The organism is Arsenicicoccus dermatophilus (assembly GCF_046267915.1).
Taxonomy (GTDB): Bacteria; Actinomycetota; Actinomycetes; order Actinomycetales; family Dermatophilaceae; genus Arsenicicoccus; species Arsenicicoccus dermatophilus_A.
This window is the reverse complement of the sequence record NZ_CP176520.1, coordinates 155,021-180,638: the sequence shown is the minus strand read 5'-3', so window position 1 is coordinate 180,638 and position 25,618 is coordinate 155,021. Positions and strand designations below refer to the sequence as shown.

Below are 25,618 nucleotides of genomic sequence, written 5' to 3'. Positions count from 1 at the left end.
TGGGGTCAGGCGGTGGCCCTGCTGAGGCCCTGGTCCAGGTAGCCGAAGGCGGTGACCAGGTGCTGCCGCAGGTGGGTGGGGTCGGGGGTGGTGGTCGCGGTGGCGGCCGGCACGGCCGCCACCCAGGCGAGGAGCGCTGCCCGGCCTGCGGCCACGACGCAGGCGGAGAGCACCTGCAGCCGCAGGCTGTCGGGCTCGGCGCGCAACCGCTCGGCGAGGACTGCGGCGATCTCGGTCTCCGCCTGCCCCCAGACCTCTCGCTCGACGCGGTCCGCGGCGGGCGCGGCGCAGCAGGAGCGGACGACGGTGGCGAAGCGGTCCACCAGGTCCAGGTCGGGGGCGCTGAGGGCGGCGGACAGCGAGTCGATCAGCGGCTCGTCGTCCGGCCGGGCGTGGAAGGCTGCGATCGCCGCCTCCAGGAAGTCGATCGAGGGGACGGCGAGCACGGCGTCGGTGGTCGGGAAGTAGTTGAAGAAGGTCCGGCGCGACACCCCGGCCCGGGCCGCGATGGCGTCGGCCGACAGCGCCGCGAGACCCTCGTCCCGCAGCAGCTCGACGGCGGCCTCGACGAGAGCCGCACGGGTCTCGAGCTTGGCGAGGTCACGACGGGTCTGCACGTCGGCAGCCTAACCCTCTTGCACTGAGTGCACCAAAGTCTCCGGGTGGCGCCAGGCCGACGCGAGCCACGGTGATGCCCCCTCACGACCTTCGTGGGCCCGGCGATCGGCACGGCCGTCTCGAGCGCCCCGAGCGCGCTGGACAACGGCGAGGTCGCCTCCGGGAGCGGACGTGGCGTCGGGGCCGCCGGCTCGGGCGTCCCACCGGCGCGCGCCGCCGCCGCCCGGCCGCGAAGGGGCGCGACACGCCGTACGATCACCGCCGGCCGCCCCTGCCGGCATACGACGGATGGGGCCTGAGCACGAGGGGCGTGGTCCGGCGGGGGACGACGGCGTGGGAGAGCGCGCCCGGGGTGGGCGCCGGATCAGGAGGCAGGGGCGATCTGGTCGAACAGGGTGCGCAGGCCCCGCTCCAAGGTGTCGGCCGCCGTCTCGTCGCCGAGGTAGTGCGCCACCAGGCAGTGCTCGAACAACCCGTCGAAACCGGTGTAGACCATGAGCGGCGACGGCGCGGGGACCCCGGCGAGGTCGGCATACCGCTGCGTCATGTGACCCATCATCTCCACCAGCTCGGTCTCCACGCCACGCACCACGTCCCGCAGCGCGGGTTCGTACATCGACTGGGTGCGCAGGTCGTACCACAGCCGGTGCATCTCACCCTCCTCGACCATGGTCCGGCGGCACTCGGCAGCCATCCCGTCACGCAGCTCGGCGCAGGTCGCGGCGGACGCGGCGAGCTCGTCGTGCCGGCGCACGCAGGTGCGCTTGTACCGCCCCACGCAGTAGGCGATGAGCTCGTGCTTGTCGGCGAAGTAGTAGTGGACGACACCGTGTGACAGGTCGCTCTGGTGGGCGATCTCGCGCAGCGAGGTGCGGGCGTAGCCGAGGCGGGCGAGGGTCTCCAGCGCCGCGTCCGCGAGCTCGTCGCGCCGCCGCTGCGCCTTGTCCGCACGGGCGCCGTCCTGGCGCGTCTGCTCGCGTGCGGTGGTCGTCGCGGACCCGCTCACAGGCTCTCCTCTCATCTGCCCCCGGCGGTGGCCACCACAACCTACTCCCCCGTCGGCCCACCCCGGGCCCGACGGATCAGGGGTGTCCGAGGGGGTCCGTATGCCGTCATACTTCGCCCCCGTCCCCCACCCGGGAGCACGCCTCCGGTGCGCTCGCCCTCGTGAGCGACGACGACTGGCGACGGCCCGCCCCTCCACCTGCGGCCCACGACTCGGGGCGACCTGGGACCGGGCTCGCCGGGACGGCGCCCACCAGGACCGGACCCACCAGGACCGGACCCACCAGGGCGGGGTCGGCGCCGAGGCCCGGCCTCAGGCGGGCCAGACGCGGGGCGCCTGAGGGTCGGCGTGGCGCAGGCACGCGCCGCCGTCGCGACGCGCCGCGTAGGTCAGACGGTCGGCCTGGTCCAGGGCCACGAAGAAGCCCTGCTCCCCGGTCCGCACGACCCCGACGCTCATGGTCAGCGCGGGAACCTGACCGGTAGCGGGCCGACGCAGGAGCGGCTGGAGGTCCTCGACGAGCAGGCCGGGCGAACCCGCGGGGCGGACGACCACGAACTCGTCGTCGCCGAAGCGGGCCACCGTGTCACCGGCGCGGCAGATCTCGCGCAGCTGGGCGGCGAGGTCGCGCAGGACGGCGTCGCCGACGCCACGGCCCGCGGTCTCGTTGATCTCCCGGAAGGAGTCGACGTCGAGCAGCGCCACCTGGTGCCCGGCCCCGTCGCCGAGCTGGGCGAGCAGGTCGAGCAGGTGCTGCCGGGTCGCCAGGCCGGTGAGCACGTCCTGACGGCTGCGCTCGCGGAACAGGTCTGCCATCTCCTGCGCGATGCGTGCGTCCTCCTCGGCCCGGCGGGTGCGGTGCCAGACCTCCAGGGCACGGACGGCGGTCCGGGACTCCTCGGCGTGCAGGGCCAGCAGGCAGGTGGTGGCCTCCTTGGAGGCTCGCAGCGCCTCGGCATACCGCCCGCGCCGCTCGTGGATCGTCACCAGCGTGCGCAGCAGATCGCTGCGATGCAACGGGGGCACGACCTCCAGGGCGCGCTCCAGGAGCCCCAGGGCCTCCTCGTCGCGTCCCTCCTGCTCCAGGATGAGCGCCTGCACCTCCACGACGAGGACGGCGTTGACCACGTCGCGCATCGAGGCGGGATCCAGGTCCGCGGGGACGAGGGCCCGGGCCTGCGCGAGCCGACCCTGCTCGACGAGCGGGCGCGCCCTCAGGGCCCGGATCGCGTGGGCGAGGTCGGGCCAGGCGCGCTCGGCCAGCGCCTGGGCGTCGTCCAGCGTGGGGCACATGACCGGCAGCTCGATGCTGTCGTAGGTCTGGGCGAGGTCGTGCAGGTTGACGATGGCCAGGGCCTCGATGGCGCAGGACTCGCGGGCGACGTGCGCGGGCGCCCGGCGGAAGCCCCGGGCCAGCCGGATCGCCTCGAGGAACTGCTCCTGCGCCCGCTGAGGATCGCTGAACTGGTAGGTCACACCCAGGTCGTGCGTGATCGACGCGAGCGCCACGGGGTCACCGCTGCGCCGGGCCTCGACCAGCTCGTCGAGCTGGGTGGTCAACGACGCCTCGGTCAGACCGAGCTCGCCGAGGACGGCCGCCTGGATGCCGTAGATCCTCGGCGCCCACACGGTGTCCAGCGTGCTGCGCTCGATCAGGTCGCCGGTGATCGTCAGGGCCTCGTCCAGACGCTGCTCGCGCCACGCGATGAAGGCCTCGAGCACCGAGCGCCGCGGCCCGGGCGCCATCGTGGCCACCAGGCGCGGCAGCTCGACAGGGTCGGAGTAGCGGATCGACCAGGCGCGGTCCTCGACGGTCGGCGGCTCCATAGGCCAGGTGAATCGAGGCTGGTCGGAGACGGCGGAGTCGGGGGTCACGATGGCAGGCACGCTGCTCAGACTAGGCGGGATTCGGTCAGGCGCTCACCCTTGCGCCGCTCTGCTCCGTAGCATGCCTGCCATGGTCAGACGGGGTATGACGGCCCTCGCGGGCGTGGTGACGGCGGCAACGGTCGGCGCGGGCCTCGGAGCGCTCGCCGCCGCCCGACGGATCAGCGGTCCGCTCAGGCCGACGACGGACCTCGGTTTCTCGCCCTTCGAGGTGGGCGTGGCCGCCGAGGACGTCACCTTCCACGCCACCGACGGGACCCGCCTGGCCGGGTGGTGGCTGGACCGACCGGGCTCGGACCGGGTGGCGGTCGTCTGCCACGGCCACCGGGGCAGCAAGGCCGACATGCTCGGCATCGGGCCCGGCCTGTGGCGGGCGGGCTGGTCGGTGCTGTTGTTCGACTTCCGGGGCAACGGCCAGTCCGCGGACGGGCCGCAGTCGTTGGCGCACTACGAGCAGCGCGACCTGGAGGCGGCCGTCGACCTGGTCGCAGCACGGCGCCCGGACGCCGAGATCGACGTCGTGGGCTTCTCGATGGGGGCGGCCGTGTCGATCCTGGTGGCGGCCCGCGACCCGCGGGTGCGGCGGGTGGTGGCGGACTCGCCGTTCGCCGACCTGCACGGGGTGATCAGCGCCGCTGCCCGGTCGCTGCGACTGCCGCCGGTGCCGCTGGTCGAGCTCGTCGACCGGGTGACCCGGCTGCGCTACGGCTATGCGTTCGACGAGGTGGAGCCGGTGGAGGTGGTGTCGGACATCGCGCCGCGGCCGCTGCTGATCGTCCACGGGACCGACGACGAGGTGATCCCGGTCGAGCACTCCCACCGGCTGGCGGCGGCTGCCGGGCCGGGGACGCGGCTGCACCTGGTGGAGGGGGTGGGCCACTGCGAGGCCTACTTCGCCGACCGCCCGGGCTATGTCGCGATGGTCGCCGGCTTCCTGCGGGGGCGGTGAGCCGCAGGCTCCGGCATACGCGTCCGCCCGGGACCTAAGCAGGGTCCCGGGCGGACGGAGGTCGGTGCGCCGAGGTCACCAGACCCGTCGACGCGAACCGCCGATGGGGACCAGGTTGAGGATCAGACCCACGACGATGAGGATCAGACCGATGTTGACCAGGACCTTCAGGGAGGCGACGAGCAGGCCGAGGACCAGGAGGATGAGGCCGAGGCCGACCATGTGGAGCTCCTTTCGACGTCCGCCCCGGGGGATCGAGGCGGGCTGGCGCCATTCCTACCCGGGCGTCCGGTCCGGAGACGACGTGTGGCCGGAGCGTGACCTGTCCCTCAGGTCGTTCTCAGGCTCGGCGTCCCCAGGATCGTGTGCGTTGGCCGCCGGATTGCGGCGGCAGACGCACACGATCCTGGACAGGGGGCGATGAGGTTTCACGGGAAACCTCATGGTGGGACGGCGTCTCGCGACACCGGAGCCACTCCGAGGGCGAACGAGTTGCGCGGCTCGGGGTCGTGGGCCCGCAGACGTCCCAGCCGCCCGAGGACCTCAGGGGCCGCGGTGAGCAGGCCGGCCTGGAAACGCGGCGAGGGCGTTCATCGGCGATGGCCGTCGGCGCGCACCAGGCGACGGGCCGCCTCCTGGGCGACCTCGCGGGGGTCACAAGCCGGGTCGAGCGGGACGGTGAGGGCGTCCAGGACGATGCCCTGCGCGACGTGGTGCAGCAGCACGACGGTCTCGCGGCCGCCGGGGAGCCCGCGGGCGGTGTGGAACGCGACGTCGTCGTCCAGTCCGGCCTGCAGGAAGGGTGCGAGCCGCGCCGCGACCGCCGGCGTGCGGGCGGCCTCCAGCCGCAGCTCGACCAGGGCCGTCGCCAGGTGCGGGTGGGCGAGGAGCCTTTCCACGACATGCGCCAGGTATGCCGGGGCCGCGTCACCCTCCTCGACCGCGGCCAGCTCCGCGAGCCGGGACGCGTCCGGGGCGAGCAGCGTGAAGATCCGCTCGGCCAGCCCCACCATCAGCTCGGCGCGGGTCGGGAAGTAGTTGGCGCACGTGCCTGTCGGGACCCCGGCCGCGGTGTCGACGGCCCGGTGGGTGAGGGCCCGCCCGCCCTCGGCACCGAGGAGGCGGACGGCGGCGTCGGCGAGGGCGGCGCGGCGGGCGGGGTTGGCGGCCATGACGCCTAACCTAGTCGAACCACCACAGGTGTTGTGGTTGACTGCGGGCTCCGACGACATCGAGGAGATCCGGATGCGACAGCTCGTCTACTACGTGGCGGCCGGCCTGGACGGGTTCATCGCCGGCCCGGGCGGGGACGTGAGCGACTTCCCGGTCGAGCCGGCCACGCTGACGGCGCTGTTCGACCGTTATCCCGAGACCTGCCCCGCGCACGCCCGCGAGGCGCTCGGGGTGCGGGCGGGATCGGCGCGGTTCGACACGGTGATCATGGGCGCGCGCACCCACGAGCCGGCCCTGGCGGCGGGGCTGACCAGCGCCTATCCGCACCTGCGGCAGATCGTGGTGACTCATCGCGAGCTGCCCCCGGACCCGACGGTGCAGACCTGGTCGGGCGACCTGGGCGAGCGGGTGGCCGAGCTGAAGTCGCAGGAGGGTCAGGACATCTGGCTGTGCGGCGGCAGCGATCTCGCCGCCCAGCTCGTCGACCTGATCGACGAGGTCCAGGTCAAGGTCAACCCGGTGCTGCTCGGGGCGGGCACCCCGCTGCTGCCCGTCCGGCTGCCGCTGACCCTTGAGGCGTGCGAACCGCTGCCGGGAGGCGTCGTGCTGATGACCTACCGCCCCGCCCGGTGACCGCCCAGCCCCGTCCCTGGGAGGATCGTGTGCGTCACCCGCCGGATTCCGGCCGCAGACGCACACGATCCTGGATGCGCGAGCGGGTGGGCGGGACGGGTGCTCCACCACACTCACCGGGAGGTACGAGAGATGTCGGACACGACGAGCGACGTGGTCGTCTACTGGCGGCCGGGTTGCGGATACTGCAGCCGACTGCGCCAGACCCTGGGGGACCTCGCCGACCGCGCCACCTGGGTCGACGTGTGGACGGACGAGCAGGCCTCGGCCTACGTCCGTTCCGTCAACGACGGCAACGAGGTGGTCCCCACCGTCGTGATGGACGGCGTGCCGGTCACCAACCCCGATCCCTCCCTCGTCCAGGAGCGCCTGCGGCGCGCCTGAGGGCCGCGCCCGGGGTGTGGCCCTGACGCGGGGTCAACCCGCCACGACGATCGGGTGACCCTCCCGCCACCGCCCCTCCTCACCGCGCGGACCCCTCGATGCTGGCCACTCCATGCTGACGATCTCGCAGCCGGCCGACGACGTGGGCGTCACCGTCCGCGCGGTCCGGCACCACCACCGGGTCGGGCTGCTGCCCGATCAGCCCGTGCGGCTGCGGCTGGTCGGCACGCCGGCGCCACACCTGGTCCTCGGCCACCTGCATGGCGTCGGCCACCGCCTCGACGCCGTGGACGGCGTCCCGGCGGACCTGGACGTCACCGCGCAACGCGAGAAGCCGGTCGGGCCAGGCCAGCCTGATGGTGATCAGCTCGGGGCGGACGTCCAGGCGCGGCACACGACCGGGATCTCGAGCCCGTTCCCTCACGCTCGATGAAGTTCCCATCACCCGCCGTTGGTCACCTGGGGGTCCGGTCGGTGCCCTCGGACCGACCCCTGGACCCCAGCCAGAACGCGCAGACCATGGTGCTGATCCCGACGGGCACCAGGACCAGGGACCACGAGTCGCTCTCGGGCCAGGCGCGACCCAGCAGCTGGGCGAGGAGCACCAGGGAGAGGGCGGTGGTCACCAGGGCCGAGCGAGCCTCGGCCGGGCCCGGGATGCGCCCGGTGCGGGTCTGCGAGACCAGGAAGCGCGCGGCCGCTGTCGCGTTGAACACCAGCAGCCCCACCAGCGCGAGGCCCCACCCACCCACGGTCGACCGGCGGAGCAGCCCCACGACGATCCCGGCGACGGCGACGAGCATGGTGACGACGTGGCCGACGACCGTCGCCCGCGGGGCGGAGATGTTCGTGACCCAGCCTAGGACCCGCCCCCGATGGTGCGACGCGTCCCGGGTGGAGGGCGGCCGTCAGCCGAAGGCCGCCTTACCGTCACGCCGTCGCCGTCACCCCGTCGCGCAGCAGCCGTTGCCGGCCAGGAGCGTGTGCGTCGACCGCCGGATTGCGGCTGCAGACGCACACGATCGTGGAAAGGAGCGGGGACGTGGACCCCGCTGCGGCTCGGCACGGTTCGCGGCGCGGAGGTCCGGCGCGGCGGCGGTCGCCGGGCTCCTGGGCCCGGACCTCTTCCACGACCGTGCGGTATGTCGGGAGTCCGCGCCGGGCCGTCGCGGTCGGCGGGCCGCGGAATGGTCCTGCTACCCCCGGGTAAGTAATCTGCTTTTCGTCCCCTATGGTGTGCGTGGCCTCACGCCCGGGGCCTTGCCGATCTATGCGGGAGGTGGCTCGTGATCTCCGATCCTGACCCGAGGCAAGCCCAGCCGACCCGGCCCGAGGACGAGCCCTACGACGGCATCCCGCCGCCGGACCAGTCGTACGCCGTTCCTGACCCGGTCGAGGATCCCTCGCCCCTCGAGGAGTCCTGTCCTACCGTGGATCACATCCCCCCGGTCGAGACCGTCGGCGTCGGCGCCACCAACGTGACCGCAGCCCCCGCGTCTCGGCGCAGCCTGTGGTCTCGGATCCCCACCACCGTCAAGGTCATCGTGCCCACGTGCACGCTGCTGGCCCTCGGCGGGGCCGGCCTGGCCGAGGTGGTGCTCAGTCAGGACGCGCCGACACCGGGCATCACCTACGCCAAGGCTCCGGCAGAGCTGGCCTCTGAGCCGACGCCCATGCCCACCGATGACGAGGTGGCTCCCGAGTCCGTCGACACGACGAGCCCGACCGAGCCGGTCGCGACGACGACCACGACGACCACGACGCCGACTGGGCTGCCGTCGACCACGTCGACCACGTCGAGCCACCCCACCCCGACCCGCTCCCGGCGGTCCACCGAGGCTGCGAGCCCCACGGCGGCGCCCACCCCGACGGCGTCGCGCACCGCCCGCCCCCCGGCGCCCCCGGCTCCTCCTCCGCCGCCCCCGCGCCCGGGACCGCGCCCGGCACCCCCGGCCCCTCCCCGCCCGGCGCCCCCTGCCCCGGCCCCGGCTCCCCGACCGAGCAGGCCCGTCCCCGTCCCACCGTGGGTCCCCAAGCCGCCCGCCACGCCCACGCCGTCGCCCACGCGGCCCCCCGCACCGACCCCCACCAAGGCGCCGAGGCCCAGCCCGACCGGGACGCCGACTGCGTCCCCGGAGCACCGTCGCGGCTGACGGGGAGCGGGCTGCTCGTCAGCCCTGCGCCGACGGCGGGACCAGGCGCAGGGCGGCGTCCAGGGTCAGGGCGTACCACTGCGCCGCGAGCTGCTCGACGTCCTGGTGCGGTGCCGAGAGCTGGTGCAGCTGCATGCCGTCCACGACCGCGGCCAGCAGCCGGCTGCCCGCCGCCGGGGCCGCGGCGCCCTCGGTCGCGAGCATCGCGGCGCCCAGGTCGACATAGGTCTGCCGCCAGTCCGCGACGACCGACTGCAGGTGGGGCCGTCGCGCGGCATACAGGAAGAGCTCGAACCGGGCGAGCGTCAGCTCCTGTCGACTCATGAGGCCCGTCACCAGGCTCGCCATCACCGCGCGCAGGTCGGGGTTGTCGCTGCTGCCGCCCCCGGCGAGGTGCTCGGCGTAGGCCGCGACGGCCCGCTCCAGGTCGCCGCGCTCGATGTCGACGAGCCGGCCGAGCATCGCCTCGATGAGCGCGTCCCGGGTCTTGAAGTGGTAGGTCGTCGAGCCGTGGGAGACCTCGGCGCGCTTCTCGACGGCTCGGTGGGACAGCGCCTGCAGGCCCTCCTCGGCCAGCAGCGCGAGCGCCGCGTCGAGGATGCGCACCCGGGTGTCGTCACTCACGGTGCCGAGGATACTCTTTCTACGTTCGTAGAACTTCTACACTCGTAGAAAGTGAGTGGCACATGCCCTTCCAGAACACCACCCGACCCGCCCTCGTCCTGGCGACGATGGCCCTCACCCAGTTCATGGTGATCCTCGACGACACCGTCGTGAACGTCGCCCTCCCCTCCCTCGGCCGCGAGCTGCGTTTCACGCCAGGCGGTCTCGCATGGGTCGTCGACGCCTACATGCTGGCGTTCGGCGGCTGCATGCTGCTCTGCGGGCGGCTCGCCGACCTGGTCGGACGCCGCGCCGTGTTCCTCGCCGGCGTCGCGGTATTCACCCTCGCGAGCCTGTGCTCCGGTCTGGCGCAGAACGACTCGGCCCTTGTGGCCGCCCGCGCCGCCCAGGGCCTGGGCGCCGCCGCCCTGACCCCGTCAGCCCTGGCGATCGTGCTGCACACCTTCACCGAACCGGCCGCCCGGCGCCAGGTCATGGGGCTGTGGAGCGGACTGCAAGGCGTGAGCGGGGTGCTCGGCGTGCTCGTCGGCGGGATCGTCACCGACCGGGTCGGCTGGCGGTGGGTCTTCCTCGTCAACGTGCCCGTCGGGATCCTCATGGTGCTCGGCGTGCTCGCCGCCCGCCTGCCCGCCCAGCCCCGGCACCCGCTGCGAACCCTCGACGTCCCCGGGGCGCTCACCGCGACCCTCGGCCTGGCCCTGCTGACCTGGGCCGTGCTCGGCACCGTCCACCGCAGCTGGACCGACCCGGTGACCCTGCTCGGCCTGAGCGGGGCCGTGGTGCTGCTCGGCGCCTTCGTGGTGCTGGAGCGGCGGGCCCCGCAGCCGCTGCTCGACCTGGGCATCTTTGCGCGGCGGGACTTCTCGGTGGCCGCGCTGGCGACGGCGCTGCTGTCGGCGGCGTTGTTCGCGCTGTTCTTCTTCCTGACGCAGTACCTGCAGGTCGTCCAGGGCCTCACCCCCTGGCAGACCGGGCTGCACTGGATCCCCTGGAGCATCACCCTCGTGCTCGTCGCGGGCGCCTCCACGCAGCTGCTGCCCCGGCTGGGAGCCCGTGTCATGGTCGTCGCGGGCGGCCTGCTCGGCGCCGGTGGGTTCCTGCTGTGCACCCGGCTGCAGGCGGGCGGGAGCTATGCGACGCAACAGCTTCCGGCGCTGCTGTGCCTCGGCGTGGGCGTGGGCCTGGCCATGCTGCCGCTCGCCGTGGTGCTCACCCGCAGGGTCGCCGCCACGGCCGCGGGCGAGGTGTCCGCGGTGATGGGCACCCTCCAGCAGGTGGGCGGCGCGCTGGGCGTCGCGTCCCTCGCGTCGATCGCGGTGGCCCGCGGTCAGGTGGTCCTCGCGCGGGCGCCGCACGATCCGGCGGGGGCGGTGGTCGAAGGCTTCCACCGCGGGTTTCTCGTGGCCGCGGGACTGATGGCCGCCGTCGCCCTGCTCGGGCTGCTCCTGCCGAGCCTGCGCGGCGAGGTCACCGCCGAGGACGCGATGGCCGTCTGAGACGCGGATCCGGTATGCCGGGAGACCCCGCCCGCGGGCGGCCCTGTCCGTGGGCGGGCACGGGCGGGGCCTTCGGCATACGGCCTGGTCCGACGTCAGCCGCGATGGCCGAACCCGAGGCACACGAGCCGCTCGTCGAAGGGATGGCTGGACAGGCGGATGCTGCGGCCCCCCTCGTTGCCCCCGATCGTCGTGAGCACGCCGCCGGCGAGGCCGAGGACGTAGTTGGTGTGCTGGCTGAACGACCCGCCGTGGTCGTAGATCGCGATGTCACCCGCCACCGGCACGTAGCCGCTCCCCGCAGGGTGCCACGCGCGCGTGTCCCGCAGATGCTCCAGGAGCGTCATGGTGCCGGGGATGCGCCAGCCGCCGCCGTGGGGGTTGCGCAGCGCGGCGCCGCTCGCCCGCTCCACCCAGCTGACGAAGTCGGCGCACCACGGCTCGCCCTGGACCGGTGTGTAGCGCGAGGGCGGGGGCTGCGCGGCGTACTCGGCGCGGAGGACGTCGAGGACCTTGCGCTGGTGCGGTGTGAGGGTGGCGCGCGAGAGGTCCGGGAACGGCGGTGGCGTCGGGGCGGCCGGGTGGACGCCGGGCAGGCGCGAGCACCCGCCCAGGACGAGCGCACCGGCGGTCAGGGCGAGCAGGTCGCGGCGCCCGACGTGAGTCATGCGGGCGACCCTATCCGGCGCGCCACCACCCCTCGCGAGCGCGGCCACCCGCCCGCCACCACCTTTCCGCGCCCCGCTCCCGCCCGAGTCGGCCACGCGCCCGCCGCCACCTCTCCGTGCCCCCGTCGACCACGCGTCCTTTCCGCGCTCGCAGCTCAGGAACTACACGTTTTCGCGCCCAGAACGTACAGTTCTTGAGCTGCGAGCGCAGGTATGACGCCGCGGGCGGTCGGCCCCGCGGGTGCGGTCAGCCTCGGTCGTACTCCTCGACGGTGATCTCGAACCGCCGATAGCGCGTGGGCCGGTCGAGGTGGGTGGCCGCGTCGCCCCATCCCGTCTCGGTCATCCCGAGCCGCTGCAGGATCCGCACCGACGGCACGTTGGCGTCGACCGCCTCCGCCCAGATGGTCCGCAACCCCAGCACCTCGAACCCGTGCCGCAGCCCCGCCCGCGCCACCGCCAGCCCGAGACCCTGACCCCACCGGGCACGAGGCCCGACCAGGTATCCCAGCTCGCGGCGTCCGGGTTCCTCGCCGTGCAGGTCGACATACCCCACCAGCTCGCCGTCGTGGGTGGCTCCCAGCCGGATCAGGTCAGGCGCGCTCTCCAGCCGGCGGCAGAAGGTGGCGCGGTGTTCGGCGACGGATCGCCCGAGGGTCCAGCCCGCGACCCGGCAGAAGTGTTCGTCAGCCGCCCACGACGCGAGCGTCGTCGCGTCGTCGACGGTGAGCGAGCGCAGCTCGACGGATGGCATGGACCCATCGTCGCCCGCGCGCCCTTTACGCGCTCGCAGCTCAGGAACTGCACGTCTTCGCGCCCAGAACGTGCAGTTCTTGAGCTGCGAGCGCAGGTATGCCGGGTGCGAGCCTGGCCCGACCCCAATTGCGCAGCAGCTGCTGCGCAATTGCCCGCGGGCGCGTCGTCGTGGCGCTCGATCGCCTGGACGGTGCCGAGGAGCTCGACTGGCACGCCGAGCTCCATGGCCGAGCCGCAGCGTCCTGGGGGATCGCATCACCGGCCGGCGACGCGGAGCCCCGTCGTCGTCCGTGTCCCCAGCCACCTCCGAGGGGGTGAGCGGCTACTCCTCCGTCGACGGGGGAACGTTGACGAGACTGAAGTAGTAGACGCCTTCCGAGGGCGAGTACGTCGAGATGGACTCCGACCGCCCGGTGTGCTGCAGACAGTCCTCGACTGCTTGCGCCATACCCGCGAAGCCGATGGCCTCGATCTGCTCGTCCGTCCCGGTTGCCGTGAACGCCAGCCGGATCCTCCAGATCCCGACCCCGGCGGGCAGCTCCAGACCTGACGGAGGCACCTCGTGCTCCGCGGACCACAGCTCCAGCAGGCCGCACGAGTCCGCCCAGTCGGGCTCGATGGACAGGCGCGGTGGCTCGGCGAGGAGGCCGCGGCCCATGGCGGCAAAGATCAGATAGCCGGCGATCTCCTCGACCTCGGACCGAGTCGCGATGACGGAGAGCAGCTCGGTCACGACCGCAGTGCTGACCGGGCGGGAGTCCTGCATGTCCGCAGCGTAAGCCAGCCTCTTGCTCTCCACAGCGCGCCGTTCGGGTCGGCACCCGTGCACACCTCTGTGCTCGCAGCTCAGGAACTGCACGTTTTCGCGTCCAGAACGTGCACCAAGTGAGCTCCGAGCGCAGGTATGCCGGGTGCGGGTCGGGCGGGACGGGTGTGGGTGTGGCGGGTGCACGCCGGCGGGCGGGGCGCGAGGTCGGACGCCATGCTGGGCGTATGACGACCGCCCCGATCGCGGACCGCTACCGAGCGTTTGCCGTGCGGGAGGCCGCCGGCAGCTCGGCCACCCTGCACGACTGGGCTCTCGCCGTCGCCGACGACGACCAGCTCCTCGGGCTGATCGGCGAGCTGCCCACCGGCAAGCAGCAGCCCAACCTGGTCCTCGCCGCCGCCCGCCTCCACGGCGCGACCCCGGGGGACGCGGACTCGCTGCGGCATACCCTCGTCGACGGCTGGCCGGCCGTGCGCGCCACGGTCCTCGCCCGCTCCACCCAGACCAACGAGGCCGCCCGCTGCGCCGCAATCCTGCTGGGGCTGCAGCGGATCCACAGGCCGATCGCGCTGCTCGAGGTGGGCGCGTCCGCGGGGCTGTGCCTGGTGCCGGACCACTACTCGTACGCGTTCTCCGACGGCAGCCGCCTCGATCCCGGCGACGGGCCCGGCGACCTGACCATCCCCATCGCCCTCGGCCCGGGGCTGCGGCCGCCGGCCCGGATGCCCCAGGTCGTATGGCGTGCCGGGCTCGACCTCAACCCCCTCGACCCCGGCGACCAGGCCGATCTCGCGTGGCTGCAGACCCTGGTGTGGCCCGAGCACGACGAACGCCGCGAGCGCCTCACCCGCGCCGCCGCCCTCGCCACCCGGGTGGGGGTGCAGGTGCGCCGCGGTGACCTGCTCGTCGACCTGCCCGCGCTCGCCGCCGAGGCGCCGCCCGCAGCCACGCTCGTGGTGGTGCACACCGCGGTCCTCGCCTACCTCACCGAGAAGCAGCGCGCCGCCGCGGTCGAGCTGGTCACCCGCGCCCGGGCGCGGCGGCTGAGCTTCGTGGCCCGGGGCGTGGATCCGACGGTCCCGCCGATCGGCGCGCCGCTCACGCCGGACACCCACTTCGTGGCGGCGCTGGACGGCACGGCATACGCCCTGGGGAACGGTCACGGCGACCGCCTCACACCCGTGCACCCCTGACCGCGCGCCGCGGCGCCCGCCTCCCGTCTCGGCCCAGGGCATCCGTCTGCGCCGGGCGCGTCGGTCTCCGGCCGGGCCACAGACCAACGCCTGTCAGCCAGACGAACGCGCTGCAACCAGACCATCGCGTCCCGCCGAGACCGCCCGTGCACCCCTGCGCTCGAGGCTGCCCCACCGCGCCCGCCGCACGTCGAGCGCGCCGTGCACCACTGCGCTCGCGGCTGCGTTGGTGCACGTTTTGCCCCCGAAAACGTGCACTTCTTGAGCTGCGAGCGCAGGTATGGCGGGGGCGCGGGCGGACGAGCGCACGCAGGTATGGCGGGGTGCGGGCGGGGCGGGGCGAAACGTGCTGTGCCGCAGATCCGCAGCGTGCGGTGGCCGCGGTCCGTCGCGGCTGACAGGATCGGCGTGTCCGCGCTGCGAACCCCAGGAGATCCGGTGACCACCGAGCCGTCCACCGCGCTGCCCACCCTCCCCGCCGCGGCCGACGAGCGCACCATGCTCACGGCCTTCCTCGACCACTACCGCATCGTCGTCCGCCGCAAGGCCGAGGGCCTGACCGACGAGCAGCTGCGTCGCCGGCTGCCCGGCCACCCCTCCCCGCTGACCGTCGGGGGGATCGTCAAGCACCTGGCCTGGGTGGAGATCAAGTGGGCCCGTGCGGTCTTCCTCGGTCAGCCGTATGACGCCGTCGGCGAGCCCTGGGCCTCCCGGCGTGGCACCGACCCGGACTGGGAGTGGGACGTCAGCGTGGACAGCGGGCCGCGGCTGCTGGCGTGGTTCGACGAGGCGTGCGAGGCCGCCCGCCAGGCCTATGCCACCGCGGACTCCTGCGCCACCCTCAGCCGCGTCGCGGGCAGCCCCGACCCGGGCGAGGAGCCGGGCGAGGACGAGACGCCGCACGAGTTGCGGTGGATCCTCACCCATCTCATCGAGGAGCACGCCCGCCACGCGGGTCACCTGGACCTGCTGCGGGAGCACCTGGACGGCACCACCGGCGACTGACGGACAGGCGACGACCCCGCAAACCTGTTGCCGCCCAAGGACAGCCGTGGTCGCATGACAGCCATGACCGACCTGAGCACGCCCCGCCTGCTGCTGCGCCCCGCCGACGTCGCCCAGGCGGAGCGGATCGTCGCCCGCCGGACCGACGCGAGCGACCGCTGGGCCGCGGACTTCCCCTTCGAGGGGGACGTCGTGGGCGCCCGCATGCACCTGCGGGCCACCCAGGAGGACGGCGAGCAACAGCCCTTCGGCCTCTACGTCATCGTGCGCGCCGCGGACGGACTGGCCGTCGGGGCCTGCGGGTTCAAGGGTCGACCGGTCGACGGCGTCGTGGAGATCGGCTACGGCCTGGTGCCGTCCGCCCGCGGGCAGGGGTATGCCGTGGAGGCGGCCACCGCGCTCGTGGATCTGGCTCGGCGCCAGGGGCTCTCGCGGGTGCTCGCCGACACCGAGCCCGACAACGTGGCGTCCCGGCGCACCCTGGAGCGGGCGGGCTTCACCCAGGTCGGGTCGGGCGCCGGGCTCTGCTCCTACGAGCTCCACCTCTGACCCCAGTCAGTCGGAAGCCCTCGGCCGCAGCTCATCCCGGCGCCCCCTCCGGCATACCCCTGCCCTGTCCCACGCCGCCCGCAGGGCTGACGGACCTTCCGAGAAGTCATGCCGCGCAAGCCGCCCCTGACGATGGGGGCGGTTTATGGTGAAGTCAGATGTTTCGGGCATCGAAATATCTGTCCACCGATCCCGGAGGTCATCGTGACCGACACAGGCCGCAGCGACCAGTTCGCCGCAGCTCTCCAGCAGCTCGAGCAGGGAGACCGCACCGCCCTGCTCGACATGTTCGCCGACGGCGCCCGGCTGCAGCGTCCGCAGCAGGATCACGTCGGCGCCGAGGAGGACGCGGAGACGTTCTGGGAGCAGTACCTCGCCCAGTTCGACACCGTGAGCACGACGTTCGACCAGATCACCGAAGCCGGGGACCTCGGCGTCCTGGAGTGGCGGTCCACCGGGACGCTCGCCTCCGGCCATCAGATCGACTATGCCGGCGTCTCCCTGCTGCACTTCGAGGGTCGGCAGGTGGTGCGGTTCGCCACCTACTACGACACCGCGGCGTTCGCCTCCGCCCAGTGACCCTCGACCGCCTTTTCCCCGCAGGACCCCATCACACCCCAGGAGTTCCATCATGGTGAAGACCCTTTCCCACGCCGGCCTGCGCTCCGAGCACTGCTACACCGCGGGCCTGGCCTCCATCGCCCTCACCTGGGTGGCGCACGCCATCTCGTGGGGCGCCAAGGACGACAGCAAGGCCCAGGCCGACCGCTGGGGCATCTACATCGGCGAGTGGGCGCCCACCTTCTTCGCGCTCGGCATCGCGCTCAAGCTGGAGGAGTCCTGCGAGCACTGACCGGATCCGGTCCACGGCCGCCAGGATGCCCCCCGGCAGAGGCCGCGGGGCATCCTGGGGCCGCGGGGCATCCTGGGGCCGCGGGGCATCCTGGGGCCGCGGGCCCTCCGCGGCGCCGCACAGCGCATGACACCTGCACCGAGAGAGGAATCACATGGCACGAGGAGTTGCGACCGTCTGGGTCCCCGTCGACGACATGGACCGCGCGGTCGGGTTCTATCGCGACACGATGGGCCTGGAGCTCGTCAAGGAGGGCCCGGACTGGTCCGAGGTGACCGCCGGCGACCTGCGCATCGGGCTCAACGCCCGCGAGGACACCCACGCCGTCGACGGCGGCGCGGTCATCACCTTCCAGCCCGACGGCTCCATCGACGAGGAGTACGCCCGCCTCGAGCAGGCCGGCGCCCGCATGACCGGCCCGATCAGCGACCACCCCTGGGGGCGCATCGCGCCGTTCAAGGACAGCGAGGGCAACGACCTGCAGATCTACGCACCCCCGGCCTGAGCCGCGGTGCCGGCGGCGCCCTCGTCCGCCCGGACGGGGGCGCCGCCTCATGCTCCCGACCGTAGGACGCACCGTCGGCCGGACGCCCCCGCGATCCGGTCGACGGGCCGCGCGGTCAGCCCGGGGACACCTGGATCAGTGCCGCCACTCCGTCGCCGGTCAGCGTCACCGGGGCGGTGAGGTCGGCGAGCACGTCCAGCGGGCCGAGGGGTGTTGCCGTGGTGCCTGACCCGGCGTGCAGCCGACCGGTGAGGACGGCGACCAGCGTCGCGTCGGCGGGGTCGATCTCCAGTCGGCCGCCGTCGAGCCGGTGCGTGGTGACCGTCCCCCGGCAACGGTCCCGACGGGTCATCAGGTTGAGGTCGACGGTGGGCTGCGTGACCTGGCAGTCGATCTCGTCCTCGCCCGCGAAGGCATAGGGCTCGCATGGCGCGAGGTCGTGGACGACGCGGCCCGAGCCAGGGCTTCCTGTGGCTGCGTGCGGCCGGATCGTCAGCCGCATCCCCGGCCCCTCCACCAGCGTGATCACCCGGTCGACACCGGGATAGGCCGAGAAGGGCCCGGACCGGTCGACGTGCGCGAAGCTGACCCGCCAGTCGAAGTCGCCGGTGCGCGGCGCACGAGCGACCTCGAGCGTGCTGCCCCCGCCGTTGAGCCAGGGCATCTCGGCGTGGTCGGCGCGGCGCAGCAGGGCGAAGGTCATGCCGCCAGCATGCCCCAGCCAGTCCGAGGGCCGCCCGCCGGGGATCCGTCGGCTGTGAGACCCGCGGCGCCAGGGGAACCGGCCCGATCCTCAGCTCTTGAGCGGCGCCGTTCCGGAAACGGCATCCACCACGAAACGGGCGTCGTTGTCGTCCATCTTGGCGACGACAGCCGCGCCGAGGTCGATCCCGAGCGCGTTCGACAGGTGCAGCAGATAGATCAGCACGTCGGCCATCTCCTCGCCCGCCCGCACGCGCGACACCGATTCCCCTGAGGCCGGCGCCCACTGGAACAGCTCCGCGAGTTCCCCGACCTCACCTGTCAGCGCGAGGATCAGCGACTTCGGGTCATGGAACTGCGTCCAGTCGCGCGCTGCGGTGAACGCGGCTGCCCGCGCGGCGAGGTCATCGAGCGTGGGCCGAGAGTCCATGGGACGAGCGTGCCACCGCGAGCCCGCAGGCACCAGCGGCGTCACCTTCGTAGGCTGGCAGGGTTCGCCCTACGACAGGCAAGGGGAAGACGTGACTCCACGGACATTCGTCAGGCGCATCCCCTTCACGGAGGCCGAGCTGACCGCGCTGATCGAGGAGCTGCGAGGCGCCACCTCTCCTGCGGACAGGGCCGTGGCCACGCACCTGCTCGACTTCCCGACCGTCTACGTGGTGCACAAGGGAGCAGGGGCGGGCAAGTACGACGTCTACGTGGGCGAGACCTCCGACATACGCAGTCGCACGGTCCAGCACCTGCGGACCGACATCATCCTGCGCGAGGAATGGCGCGATCTCGCCGCGGCCCCGGACGCACAGATGTACGTGATCGGGCACGCGCACTTCCACAAGTCGATGACCCTGGACGTCGAGAACAGGCTGCTGCACTGGCTCAACGGCTCCGACGCCGTGGCCCGCCTGCACAACAGGCAATTCAATCCCCAGAACGACTACTACCGGCGCGACCTGCTGGACGAGACCTTCCGCGACGCCTGGCACCAGCTGCACGCCCACGACGCGCACCTGTTCCCCACCGAGACGATCGTCCGGGAGTCCGCCCTGTTCAAGGCGTCTCCCTTCCACAAGCTGACGCGGCAGCAGCTGGCTGCCAAGGCGCAGATCCGCGACGCGATCGTGGATGCGCGCGCCGCCGGGTCCACCGGCCGGCTGGTCCTCGTCGAGGGCTCCGCCGGCACCGGCAAGACCGTTCTGCTCAGCAGCCTGTTCTACGACCTCTTCCTCGACGACGTCGCCGAGGACGTCACGGCCGGTAGCAAGGACCTGGACGCCAGGTTGCTCGTCAACCATGACCAGCAGCTGGCCGTCTACGAGCAGATCGCCCGCAAGCTCGGCCTGTCGAGCCGCACCCAGGAGCGGGTCTCCAAGCCCACGCGGTTCATCAACGGGCACCCTGTCGACAAGGAGCCGGTGGACGTGGTGCTCGTCGACGAGGCCCACCTGCTGTGGACGCAGGGCAAGCAGTCCTACCGGGGCAAGAACATGTTGGCCGACCTGCGGGCCCGGGCACGCGTCGTGGTGGCGATCTTCGACCCGATGCAGATGGTCGCCACCAACCAGTACTGGGAGCCCCAGGAGCTCACGGCCCTGCGCGAGTCCGCGACCCAGGTCATCGAGCTGGACCAGCAGATGCGTATGGCCTCGTCCGAGGCCACCTATCGATGGATCCGCGGCCTTGTCGACGACCGCCGCGTGGACCCCATCCCGCACGATCCTGGTTATGAGGTCGTCGTCTTCGACGACCCCCACGAGCTGTATGCCGCCGTGCGGGAACGGGCTGCCGACGAGGACCACGGGCTCTCGCGGCTCACGGCCACCTTCGACTGGGAGTTCGTCGAGAAGCGTCGTGACGGCGGACAGACCTGGGACGTCGTCGTGGATGACTTCCGCCTGCCCTGGAACCTGCAGGTGGAGTACACCGCAGCCGAGGCGCGCCATGCACGTGGCCTGTCCTGGGCGGAACGACCTCGGTCGCTGGAGGAGGTCGGGTCCACCTTCACCGTGCAGGGCTTCGACCTCGACTACGCGGGGGTCATCATCGGGCCGTCCGTGACCTATCGCGACGGGCGAGTGGTCTTCGACCCGACGGCCAGCGCGAACCGGAACGCCACCCAGCGGCGCACCCTCGCGGACGGGTCCAAAGTCTCGATCGCCGAGGAGCTGCTCCGCAACGAGCTCAACGTCCTGCTCACGCGTGGCGTCCGCGGCCTCTACCTGTATGCCGTCGACCCGGCCCTTCGCGAGGCCCTCCTGCGGGCGTCCTCGACCTGACGGCGCCTGGGAAGGCAGCCTCCGGCCGGGCGAGCAGACGGCCGTTGCAGAAGCCCAGCCGGCTTCCGATAGAGCGTCGACTGCGGGCCGCCTACTCGGTGGCGGCGTCCTCGGGAAGGGTCTCCGCGCCGGCGTCCTCGTCGATGGTGCCGTCGTCGGGCGCGGCGGCGGTCGGCGGCTCGACGTGCCAGCGCTGGAGCGCCCAGGCCTCCAGCCGCGCCCGCCGCTCCTCCAGGGTGGCCGGTGTCCAGTCGCTCAGGGTGGCGAGCTCCCGCTCCTGGACGAGCCTGGAGGTGGTGTAGCACGGGACCTGTGAGTCACGGGTGCCCTTCTTGCGGGCGAAGGCCTTGCGTCCGTAGGACGAGTTGTCATCGGTCAGCGCAAGATTGCCGATGCCGTGGACGAGCTCCTTGTGCTGCTCGGGCGTGAACGCCTGCCACTCGGCCGAGTCCCAGTCCGGGTTCTGCGGAAGGATGTGCTCGGTGGTGCGGCCCTTGCGGCTGCCCGAGGCGAAGGTCTCGAAGGGCGGCACGTCATCCTCACGCCGGGCCTGGGCCAGCTCGTACTCGTAGAGGAAGTACTTGTGGCTGCGCCAGTACCAGTTCTGGCTCGGGCCCAGCCCGGACCGCACCACGTCGTCGTTCGCGTAGTACCAGGTGAGCGCCTCGATCTCGGCCAGGACGGTGGCCGGCTCGATGGCACCCTGATGCAGCTCGTACGCCAGGCGATAGAGACGCGCCTGCCCGCTGTTGCTGCGACGCTGGCCGATGATGAACACCCGCGCGGCATACCGCTCGCAGGCATCGAGCAGCTCCACGTAGAAGTCGCCGTCCTCCGGGCGCGAGAGGCGAGCCGCGAAGAGGAGCGGGCGGAAGGCGGCCGTGACCCCGGTGCGGCGCAACCGGGCCGCGCTCCTGCGGGCGGACGCGGTGGCCTCAGGGCCGCCGAAGGCCTGATAGCCGGCGTCCCGGCTCAGGAACTCCGCGGTGAACATCGCGCACTGCTCGAGGGTGCGGACATAGCGCTGCACCTCCTGCGCGAGCACTCGAGAATCGCCCTCCGAGCTCCCGGTCTCCTGCCCGGAGAGGCGAGAGGTACCTGAGACATAGCGCTCTCGGGCGAACCGCTCCTTGACCGACACCGAGCCCTTCCAGAACTTGGCCATGGGCTCGTGGAGGGCCAGCCAGTGAGCGCGAAGGAGCGTGTCCTCGTCGGCGCCCTGCTGCGCCAGCAGCTCGTAGATGCGGGACCACGAGCCGTTGATGTCGCCTGCCAACCCCTCCTTCGCCTGCCCCGTGAGCCCGTTGGCCAGGAAGAGGAGGTAGTTCTTGATCTTCTCCATCTCCGTCAGCTCACGACCACGGCCGTTGAGCGTCTCGAAGATCTCGCCGGCGTGGGAGGTGGGCTCCACCTCGTAGGTGAGGAAGCGCAGGCCGTTGGTGACGCGCGTCTGCAGCCGCTGGAGCACCCCGACGGCCTCCTCCACGGAGCGACCCGCCACCAGCTCGCCGATGCGCTCGGCGAAGAACGCCGCGGCGTTGCCCAGCCGCTGCTCGCCCACGGTCAGCGACGGCTTGACCTGCTGCTGGTCGCCCAGGATGACGTGGAGCCAGTGCTCGTTGAGGTCCTCTCCCAGCCGAAGCCGGGCCTGTGGAAGACCATTGACCAAGACGCGTCCATAGGTCCGCTCAAGGTTCTTCGCCTTGTCGCGAGCGCCCTCGTGATCGAGGCGGCTCAAGGCGCGGCGCAGCTGGTCAAGGAGGATGAGACAGGTGGTCAGCCGCTGCTGCCCGTCCACGACCTCGCAGGCCACCAGGGTGTCTCCGGCATCGGTGACGAGCTCGTCGTCCAGGTCCTTGAGGACCAGCGTGCCGGTGTAGTGCTTGGAGCCGTCCGGCATCAGATCGATGTCCTGCCAGAGCTCGTCGAGCTGACGCTTCTCCCAGGCGTAAGGCCGCTGGTAGTCCGGCACCACGAATCGACGGCCGTTGAGCACGTTCGGAAGCGTTTTGGCATTGTTCGGCATGAGTCCCCCTCGTCGGCTTCGCCGAGCCTTTCACGACCGTGTGCGGCAGGCGCCGACAGGGCCTGGTCGCGGCAGCCGAGAGGCATGCGCGAGCGCGCCGGGCCAGCACGGGCAAGAGCCTCGGGACCTACAGTCGCCCTCGTGAGCAGGCACGAGTTCGTGACCGTCGACGTCTTCGCGGAGCGCATGTTTGAGGGCAACCAGCTGGCGGTGTTCCCGGCTGCGGGTGACCTTCCCGAGGCGCTGATGCCCTCGATCGCCCGCAAGTTCCGCTTCTCCGAGACGGCCTTCGTGCTGCCACCCGAGCGCGGCGGCGACGCCCGGGTCCGCATCTTCACGCTCGACGGCGAGGCGGCGTTCGCCGGGCACCCGCTGGTGGGCACGGCGAGCGTCCTCGCCGACCGCCTGGGCCGTCATACCCTGCGTCTCGAGGTGCCTGCCGGCGACGCCGTGGTCACCGTGGAGGCAGACGACGAGCGCACCCGCGCCACAGTGGCGACGCCCCAGCCCTTCACCGTGGACGGCACCGTGCCGGCGGCGTCCGTCGAGCGGGCTCTGGGGCTCGGGTCGGGCTCGGTCATCCAGGCGGCCCACGAGCCCACCGCGTGCGGGATGGGTCGCGCCTTCGTGGTCGCTGCGGTGTCCGCAGATGCCCTGGACGCAGCCGTCCCCCGCCTCGACGCGTTCGCCGACGCCCGCGAAGCGGCCGGGTTCGACCGCTTCGCCGTCCTGGCGTACGCCCACGACGGCGACGACGTCCGGACGCGGATGTTCTCCCCGCTCACCGGGACCACCGAGGACCCCGCGACCGGCAGCGCCAACGTCGCGCTCGCGGGCCTGCTCCTGCACCTGCAGCCGGGGCGGTCCGAGCTGCGCCTCGTCTCGCGGCAGGGCGTCCAGATGGGCCGGCCCAGCACACTCCACCTGCACGCCTGGCGCGCCGACGACGAGATCCAGGCGTCCGTCGGCGGCGCGGTCGTCCCGGTCACCCGGGGGTGGCTCGACCTCTGACCCCGCGGCTGCTCCTGCGGCCGGAATCGGCGCGGGGCTTCCGGCATACGGCTGAAGGGCCCGCAGCACCGCAAACCTGTTGGCAGCGAACCGGTCCGGGCCTCAGGCTGGAGCCATGCCGACGACACCGTTCGCCGAGAAGCCCACCCTGCACGGCACTCTCGTGACCCTGCGCCCCATCCGCGCGGAGGACGCCGACGCCATCGACGCCATCATCCGCGACGACGACGAGATCGCCTGGCTCACCGGGGCGGTGCACTCCCGCACCGAGCGCCCCGAGGGTATGCCGATCGAACGCCTCCGCGAGATCTACGGCGCCTGGGCCGTCGCCGACGACCGCCTGGTGCTCGCCGTGATCGAGACGCAGACAGGGCAACTGGTCGGCGAGGTCGTGCTGAACGAGTGGGACGAGGACAACTACGCGTGCAGCTTCCGCACCCTGATCGGGGCGGCCGGTCGCGGTCGCGGGCTCGGGACCGAGGCCACCTGGCTGATCGTCGAGCACGGCCTCACCACGATGGGGCTGCACCGGATCAGCCTGGAGGTCTACGACATCAACCCGCGGGCGCGGCACGTCTACGAGAAGGTCGGGTTCGTGCACGAGGGCACCGGCCGGGACGCGCTGCGGTTCGAGGACGGATGGGTGGACGTGCACCGCATGGCCATCCTCGCCACGGATCGCTAACGGCGCGCGGACCTCATGGCGGCGACCTTGGTGACCGACCCGTCGGCCAGGAGCTCGGCATAGCGCGCCGACCCCAGCGGCACGAGGGCCACCCGGCCCTGGCCGTCGCTGTGGATGCCCCAGCCGTACGTCTTGGCCAGCGGCGACGTGCGCAGGTCTCGCAGCCCAGCCACCGGATCTGCGGGACGAAACCCGCTCGATCCCGACCCACCCGCACGGACAGGATGACGCCATGCCCCTGGTCACCCCCACCCTCACCACGAATCGCCTGACGCTGCGCCCTATCTCGGCGGCCGACCGGGATGCGATCGTGGCGATCCAGAGCGACGCCGCGGCCCTGGAGTTCTGGGACGAACCGGCGTGGACCGACGCCGCGCGCTTCGACCGCTTCCTTGCCCGCAGCGCGGCGATGGCGCAGGACGACGAGGGCATCCGGCTCGCCATCGTCCGCCGCGACGGCGGTGAGGTGGTGGGCTGGTGCGCCCTCAACGGCTGGAACCCGACCTATCGCACCGTGGGGCTGTGCTATTCGCTCGCCCGGCACGCGTGGGGGCAGGGGATCGGCACGGAGACGGCGCGGGCGCTGGTGGGCTGGGCCTTCACCGAACTCGGGGTGAATCGCGTGCAGGCCGAGACAGACACGCGCAACCACGCGAGCGCCCGGATCCTCGGCAAGCTCGGATTCACACGGGAGGGGACGCTGCGCGAGGACTGCGTCGTCGACGGGGTCGTCTCGGACTCGTGGGTCTTCGGGCTGCTGCGCCGGGAGTGGACGACGACCCGCTGAGCGAGGAGCAGCGACGTCGACCGGCGTTGGGACCGGCCCGAGGTGCACGTCCTCGCCTCGACCCCTCCTCGCCCTGCGCTCCCAGGGTGCTCGCGGTCAGGTCAGGACGCCGCGCTCAGCTTCGTGAGGATGTGCTGGTTGAGGCTCACGTGGCTGTCGGCGGCTTCCATGGCCAGCCGCCGATGCAGCTCCTCGCCGATGCGGACGTTGAACTTTCCGGAGTACGAACGCGTAGCGAATGGCTCGGGCACGCTCTCTCCCCCTCGAGCCATGTCCTCGACGATCTCGGTCGCGAGGTCGCGAAGGCCGCGCAATGCCTGCTCGGGCGAATTCGCGAGCCAGGACAGTGACGGCAGCTCGAGACAGGTGGCGACGAACTCGTCGTCCTCGGGCGAGAAGGTGACGCGGTACGAGTAGCGGGCGACATCGGGGATGTGGATCTGGTCAGTCATGGCGTCTCCTCCAACTTCTCGATGGCGGCCATCACCTGGCGAACTTGATAGGCCTTGGCCTTTCCATGGTCGTTCTGGATGTTGACGCGCGGGTCGCCGGGCCAGTGGGTCTTGTAGACATGGTGGGAGGTGCCGCTAGTTCGCGGTGCCCCGAAGGAGTGCAGACAAACCTTGGCGAAGTCGTCAAGCCTCACGTTACGAGGGTTCTCCTGCATGCTGGAGAGAATCTTCATACCCGAGGGCACATTCTGTATGTGTACCGCCAGTAGTACCAGATCGCCACCCTCGTCACCCGAGCGCGGACCCCGCCGACCCGTAGACCCCGCGGGGTATCGCTGGACGGCGTGACGCACAAGGCGCCTCGGCACCGTCCGCACGGCGCACCGAGGACGTCGCCGGGACGCCGGGCGGCAGCTCCCTCCCGCCCAACCGAGGGTCTGCAGATCGCCGCCGGCCTG

Annotated in this window: 32 protein-coding genes; 14 read left to right on the top strand and 18 right to left on the bottom strand. The window is 72.4% G+C overall.

The annotated features are described in order from the left end of the window. Window positions 1-5 precede the first annotated feature (5 nt). From ACK2IS_RS01200 to ACK2IS_RS01190, 3 genes are all read right to left on the bottom strand, one after another. Window positions 6-617, bottom strand: a complete 612-nt coding sequence (locus ACK2IS_RS01200) for a TetR/AcrR family transcriptional regulator (RefSeq protein WP_409484347.1) — start codon at window positions 615-617, stop codon at window positions 6-8. A 365-nt stretch (window positions 618-982) separates the two neighbouring features. Continuing rightward, window positions 983-1,624, bottom strand: a complete 642-nt coding sequence (locus ACK2IS_RS01195; protein ID WP_409484346.1) for a TetR/AcrR family transcriptional regulator — start codon at window positions 1,622-1,624, stop codon at window positions 983-985. 312 nt (window positions 1,625-1,936) lie between these two features. Then, window positions 1,937-3,451 carry a diguanylate cyclase domain-containing protein gene (locus ACK2IS_RS01190; protein WP_409484345.1) on the bottom strand — a complete coding sequence of 505 codons (1,515 nt, stop codon included), beginning with the start codon at window positions 3,449-3,451 and terminating at the stop codon, window positions 1,937-1,939. A gap of 130 nt (window positions 3,452-3,581) precedes the next feature. Here ACK2IS_RS01190 and ACK2IS_RS01185 point away from each other — a divergent pair, with 130 nt between their 5' ends. Further along, a complete protein-coding gene (locus ACK2IS_RS01185; protein ID WP_409484344.1) occupies window positions 3,582-4,460 on the top strand; it encodes an alpha/beta hydrolase in 879 nt (292 codons plus the stop codon). Window positions 4,461-4,535: 75 nt separating this feature from the next. Here ACK2IS_RS01185 and ACK2IS_RS01180 read toward each other — a convergent pair whose 3' ends face one another. Together ACK2IS_RS01180 and ACK2IS_RS01175 are read right to left on the bottom strand one after the other, a co-directional pair. Further along, window positions 4,536-4,682: a hypothetical protein gene (locus tag ACK2IS_RS01180; protein ID WP_409484343.1), complete on the bottom strand. Its 147-nt coding sequence runs from the start codon at window positions 4,680-4,682 to the stop codon at window positions 4,536-4,538. 368 nt (window positions 4,683-5,050) lie between these two features. Next, window positions 5,051-5,632, bottom strand: coding sequence for a TetR/AcrR family transcriptional regulator (locus tag ACK2IS_RS01175; RefSeq protein ID WP_409484342.1), 582 nt, complete (start codon window positions 5,630-5,632; stop codon window positions 5,051-5,053). A 37-nt stretch (window positions 5,633-5,669) separates the two neighbouring features. On the opposite strand from ACK2IS_RS01175, the gene ACK2IS_RS01170 reads away from it, so the two are divergent. Both ACK2IS_RS01170 and ACK2IS_RS01165 read left to right on the top strand, forming a co-directional pair. Continuing rightward, the gene (locus ACK2IS_RS01170; RefSeq protein ID WP_409484341.1) at window positions 5,670-6,266 is read left to right on the top strand and encodes a dihydrofolate reductase family protein; all 597 of its coding nucleotides are present in this window, start codon (window positions 5,670-5,672) and stop codon (window positions 6,264-6,266) included. A gap of 132 nt (window positions 6,267-6,398) precedes the next feature. Next, window positions 6,399-6,650, top strand: a complete 252-nt coding sequence (locus ACK2IS_RS01165; RefSeq protein ID WP_409484340.1) for a glutaredoxin domain-containing protein — start codon at window positions 6,399-6,401, stop codon at window positions 6,648-6,650. Window positions 6,651-6,729: 79 nt separating this feature from the next. Here ACK2IS_RS01165 and ACK2IS_RS01160 read toward each other — a convergent pair whose 3' ends face one another. The 4 genes from ACK2IS_RS01160 to ACK2IS_RS01145 all read right to left on the bottom strand — a co-directional run bounded on the left by ACK2IS_RS01160 (window position 6,730) and on the right by ACK2IS_RS01145 (window position 9,427). Next, the gene (locus ACK2IS_RS01160; RefSeq protein ID WP_409484339.1) at window positions 6,730-7,044 is read right to left on the bottom strand and encodes a hypothetical protein; all 315 of its coding nucleotides are present in this window, start codon (window positions 7,042-7,044) and stop codon (window positions 6,730-6,732) included. Window positions 7,045-7,105: 61 nt separating this feature from the next. Beyond that, entirely contained in the window at window positions 7,106-7,453 is a 348-nt protein-coding gene (locus tag ACK2IS_RS01155) for a hypothetical protein (RefSeq protein ID WP_409484338.1), read from the bottom strand. Between the two features lie 827 nt (window positions 7,454-8,280). Further along, a complete protein-coding gene (locus ACK2IS_RS01150) occupies window positions 8,281-8,532 on the bottom strand; it encodes a hypothetical protein (RefSeq protein WP_409484337.1) in 252 nt (83 codons plus the stop codon). Between the two features lie 289 nt (window positions 8,533-8,821). After that, window positions 8,822-9,427 (bottom strand): TetR/AcrR family transcriptional regulator, encoded by a 606-nt coding sequence (locus ACK2IS_RS01145; RefSeq protein WP_409484336.1) that lies wholly within the window; start codon window positions 9,425-9,427, stop codon window positions 8,822-8,824. Between the two features lie 62 nt (window positions 9,428-9,489). Here ACK2IS_RS01145 and ACK2IS_RS01140 point away from each other — a divergent pair, with 62 nt between their 5' ends. Next, the gene (locus ACK2IS_RS01140; protein ID WP_409484335.1) at window positions 9,490-10,923 is read left to right on the top strand and encodes an MFS transporter; all 1,434 of its coding nucleotides are present in this window, start codon (window positions 9,490-9,492) and stop codon (window positions 10,921-10,923) included. A gap of 95 nt (window positions 10,924-11,018) precedes the next feature. Here ACK2IS_RS01140 and ACK2IS_RS01135 read toward each other — a convergent pair whose 3' ends face one another. The 3 genes from ACK2IS_RS01135 to ACK2IS_RS01125 form a co-directional block, all read right to left on the bottom strand. Further along, on the bottom strand, window positions 11,019-11,591 hold the full coding sequence (locus ACK2IS_RS01135) for a CHAP domain-containing protein (RefSeq protein WP_409484334.1): 573 nt from the start codon (window positions 11,589-11,591) through the stop codon (window positions 11,019-11,021). A gap of 247 nt (window positions 11,592-11,838) precedes the next feature. Further along, on the bottom strand, window positions 11,839-12,345 hold the full coding sequence (locus tag ACK2IS_RS01130) for a GNAT family N-acetyltransferase (protein ID WP_409484333.1): 507 nt from the start codon (window positions 12,343-12,345) through the stop codon (window positions 11,839-11,841). A gap of 324 nt (window positions 12,346-12,669) precedes the next feature. Beyond that, entirely contained in the window at window positions 12,670-13,113 is a 444-nt protein-coding gene (locus ACK2IS_RS01125; protein ID WP_409484332.1) for a hypothetical protein, read from the bottom strand. A gap of 227 nt (window positions 13,114-13,340) precedes the next feature. Between ACK2IS_RS01125 and ACK2IS_RS01120 the strand changes: the two genes are divergently transcribed. The 6 genes from ACK2IS_RS01120 (at window position 13,341) to ACK2IS_RS01095 (ending at window position 17,221) form a co-directional block, all read left to right on the top strand. Next, window positions 13,341-14,309 (top strand): DUF2332 family protein, encoded by a 969-nt coding sequence (locus ACK2IS_RS01120; protein ID WP_409484331.1) that lies wholly within the window; start codon window positions 13,341-13,343, stop codon window positions 14,307-14,309. Between the two features lie 438 nt (window positions 14,310-14,747). Continuing rightward, window positions 14,748-15,314, top strand: a complete 567-nt coding sequence (locus ACK2IS_RS01115; RefSeq protein ID WP_409484330.1) for a DinB family protein — start codon at window positions 14,748-14,750, stop codon at window positions 15,312-15,314. A 63-nt stretch (window positions 15,315-15,377) separates the two neighbouring features. Beyond that, window positions 15,378-15,863, top strand: a complete 486-nt coding sequence (locus tag ACK2IS_RS01110) for a GNAT family N-acetyltransferase (RefSeq protein WP_409484329.1) — start codon at window positions 15,378-15,380, stop codon at window positions 15,861-15,863. 204 nt (window positions 15,864-16,067) lie between these two features. Continuing rightward, entirely contained in the window at window positions 16,068-16,442 is a 375-nt protein-coding gene (locus ACK2IS_RS01105) for a nuclear transport factor 2 family protein (RefSeq protein ID WP_409484328.1), read from the top strand. Window positions 16,443-16,494: 52 nt separating this feature from the next. Further along, window positions 16,495-16,716: a hypothetical protein gene (locus ACK2IS_RS01100; protein WP_409484327.1), complete on the top strand. Its 222-nt coding sequence runs from the start codon at window positions 16,495-16,497 to the stop codon at window positions 16,714-16,716. Between the two features lie 154 nt (window positions 16,717-16,870). Beyond that, window positions 16,871-17,221 (top strand): VOC family protein, encoded by a 351-nt coding sequence (locus ACK2IS_RS01095; protein WP_409484326.1) that lies wholly within the window; start codon window positions 16,871-16,873, stop codon window positions 17,219-17,221. 115 nt (window positions 17,222-17,336) lie between these two features. Here the strand turns inward: ACK2IS_RS01095 and ACK2IS_RS01090 are convergent, their stop codons facing one another. Both ACK2IS_RS01090 and ACK2IS_RS01085 read right to left on the bottom strand, forming a co-directional pair. After that, window positions 17,337-17,924, bottom strand: a complete 588-nt coding sequence (locus ACK2IS_RS01090; RefSeq protein WP_409484325.1) for a HutD family protein — start codon at window positions 17,922-17,924, stop codon at window positions 17,337-17,339. 90 nt (window positions 17,925-18,014) lie between these two features. Beyond that, window positions 18,015-18,353, bottom strand: coding sequence for a nucleotide pyrophosphohydrolase (locus ACK2IS_RS01085; protein WP_409484324.1), 339 nt, complete (start codon window positions 18,351-18,353; stop codon window positions 18,015-18,017). 91 nt (window positions 18,354-18,444) lie between these two features. Between ACK2IS_RS01085 and ACK2IS_RS01080 the strand changes: the two genes are divergently transcribed. Further along, complete coding sequence (locus tag ACK2IS_RS01080; RefSeq protein ID WP_409484323.1) at window positions 18,445-20,199, top strand: DUF2075 domain-containing protein; 1,755 nt, start codon at window positions 18,445-18,447, stop codon at window positions 20,197-20,199. 91 nt (window positions 20,200-20,290) lie between these two features. Here ACK2IS_RS01080 and ACK2IS_RS01075 read toward each other — a convergent pair whose 3' ends face one another. Beyond that, the gene (locus ACK2IS_RS01075) at window positions 20,291-22,225 is read right to left on the bottom strand and encodes a DUF262 domain-containing protein (RefSeq protein ID WP_409484322.1); all 1,935 of its coding nucleotides are present in this window, start codon (window positions 22,223-22,225) and stop codon (window positions 20,291-20,293) included. Between the two features lie 141 nt (window positions 22,226-22,366). Here ACK2IS_RS01075 and ACK2IS_RS01070 point away from each other — a divergent pair, with 141 nt between their 5' ends. Both ACK2IS_RS01070 and ACK2IS_RS01065 read left to right on the top strand, forming a co-directional pair. After that, window positions 22,367-23,236, top strand: coding sequence for a PhzF family phenazine biosynthesis protein (locus ACK2IS_RS01070; RefSeq protein WP_409484321.1), 870 nt, complete (start codon window positions 22,367-22,369; stop codon window positions 23,234-23,236). A gap of 115 nt (window positions 23,237-23,351) precedes the next feature. After that, a complete protein-coding gene (locus tag ACK2IS_RS01065; RefSeq protein WP_409484320.1) occupies window positions 23,352-23,921 on the top strand; it encodes a GNAT family N-acetyltransferase in 570 nt (189 codons plus the stop codon). On the opposite strand, the gene ACK2IS_RS01060 is transcribed toward ACK2IS_RS01065, so the two are convergent. Next, a complete protein-coding gene (locus tag ACK2IS_RS01060) occupies window positions 23,918-24,094 on the bottom strand; it encodes a DUF6157 family protein (protein WP_409484319.1) in 177 nt (58 codons plus the stop codon). The genes ACK2IS_RS01065 and ACK2IS_RS01060 overlap by 4 nt on opposite strands. A 59-nt stretch (window positions 24,095-24,153) precedes the next feature. Here ACK2IS_RS01060 and ACK2IS_RS01055 point away from each other — a divergent pair, with 59 nt between their 5' ends. Then, the gene (locus tag ACK2IS_RS01055) at window positions 24,154-24,708 is read left to right on the top strand and encodes a GNAT family N-acetyltransferase (RefSeq protein ID WP_409484318.1); all 555 of its coding nucleotides are present in this window, start codon (window positions 24,154-24,156) and stop codon (window positions 24,706-24,708) included. A gap of 101 nt (window positions 24,709-24,809) precedes the next feature. Here ACK2IS_RS01055 and ACK2IS_RS01050 read toward each other — a convergent pair whose 3' ends face one another. Together ACK2IS_RS01050 and ACK2IS_RS01045 are read right to left on the bottom strand one after the other, a co-directional pair. Then, a complete protein-coding gene (locus ACK2IS_RS01050) occupies window positions 24,810-25,160 on the bottom strand; it encodes a type II toxin-antitoxin system HicB family antitoxin (protein ID WP_409484317.1) in 351 nt (116 codons plus the stop codon). After that, entirely contained in the window at window positions 25,157-25,354 is a 198-nt protein-coding gene (locus tag ACK2IS_RS01045) for a toxin HicA (protein WP_409484316.1), read from the bottom strand. The genes ACK2IS_RS01050 and ACK2IS_RS01045 overlap by 4 nt, the downstream gene beginning before the upstream one ends. Window positions 25,355-25,618: the final 264 nt, after the last annotated feature.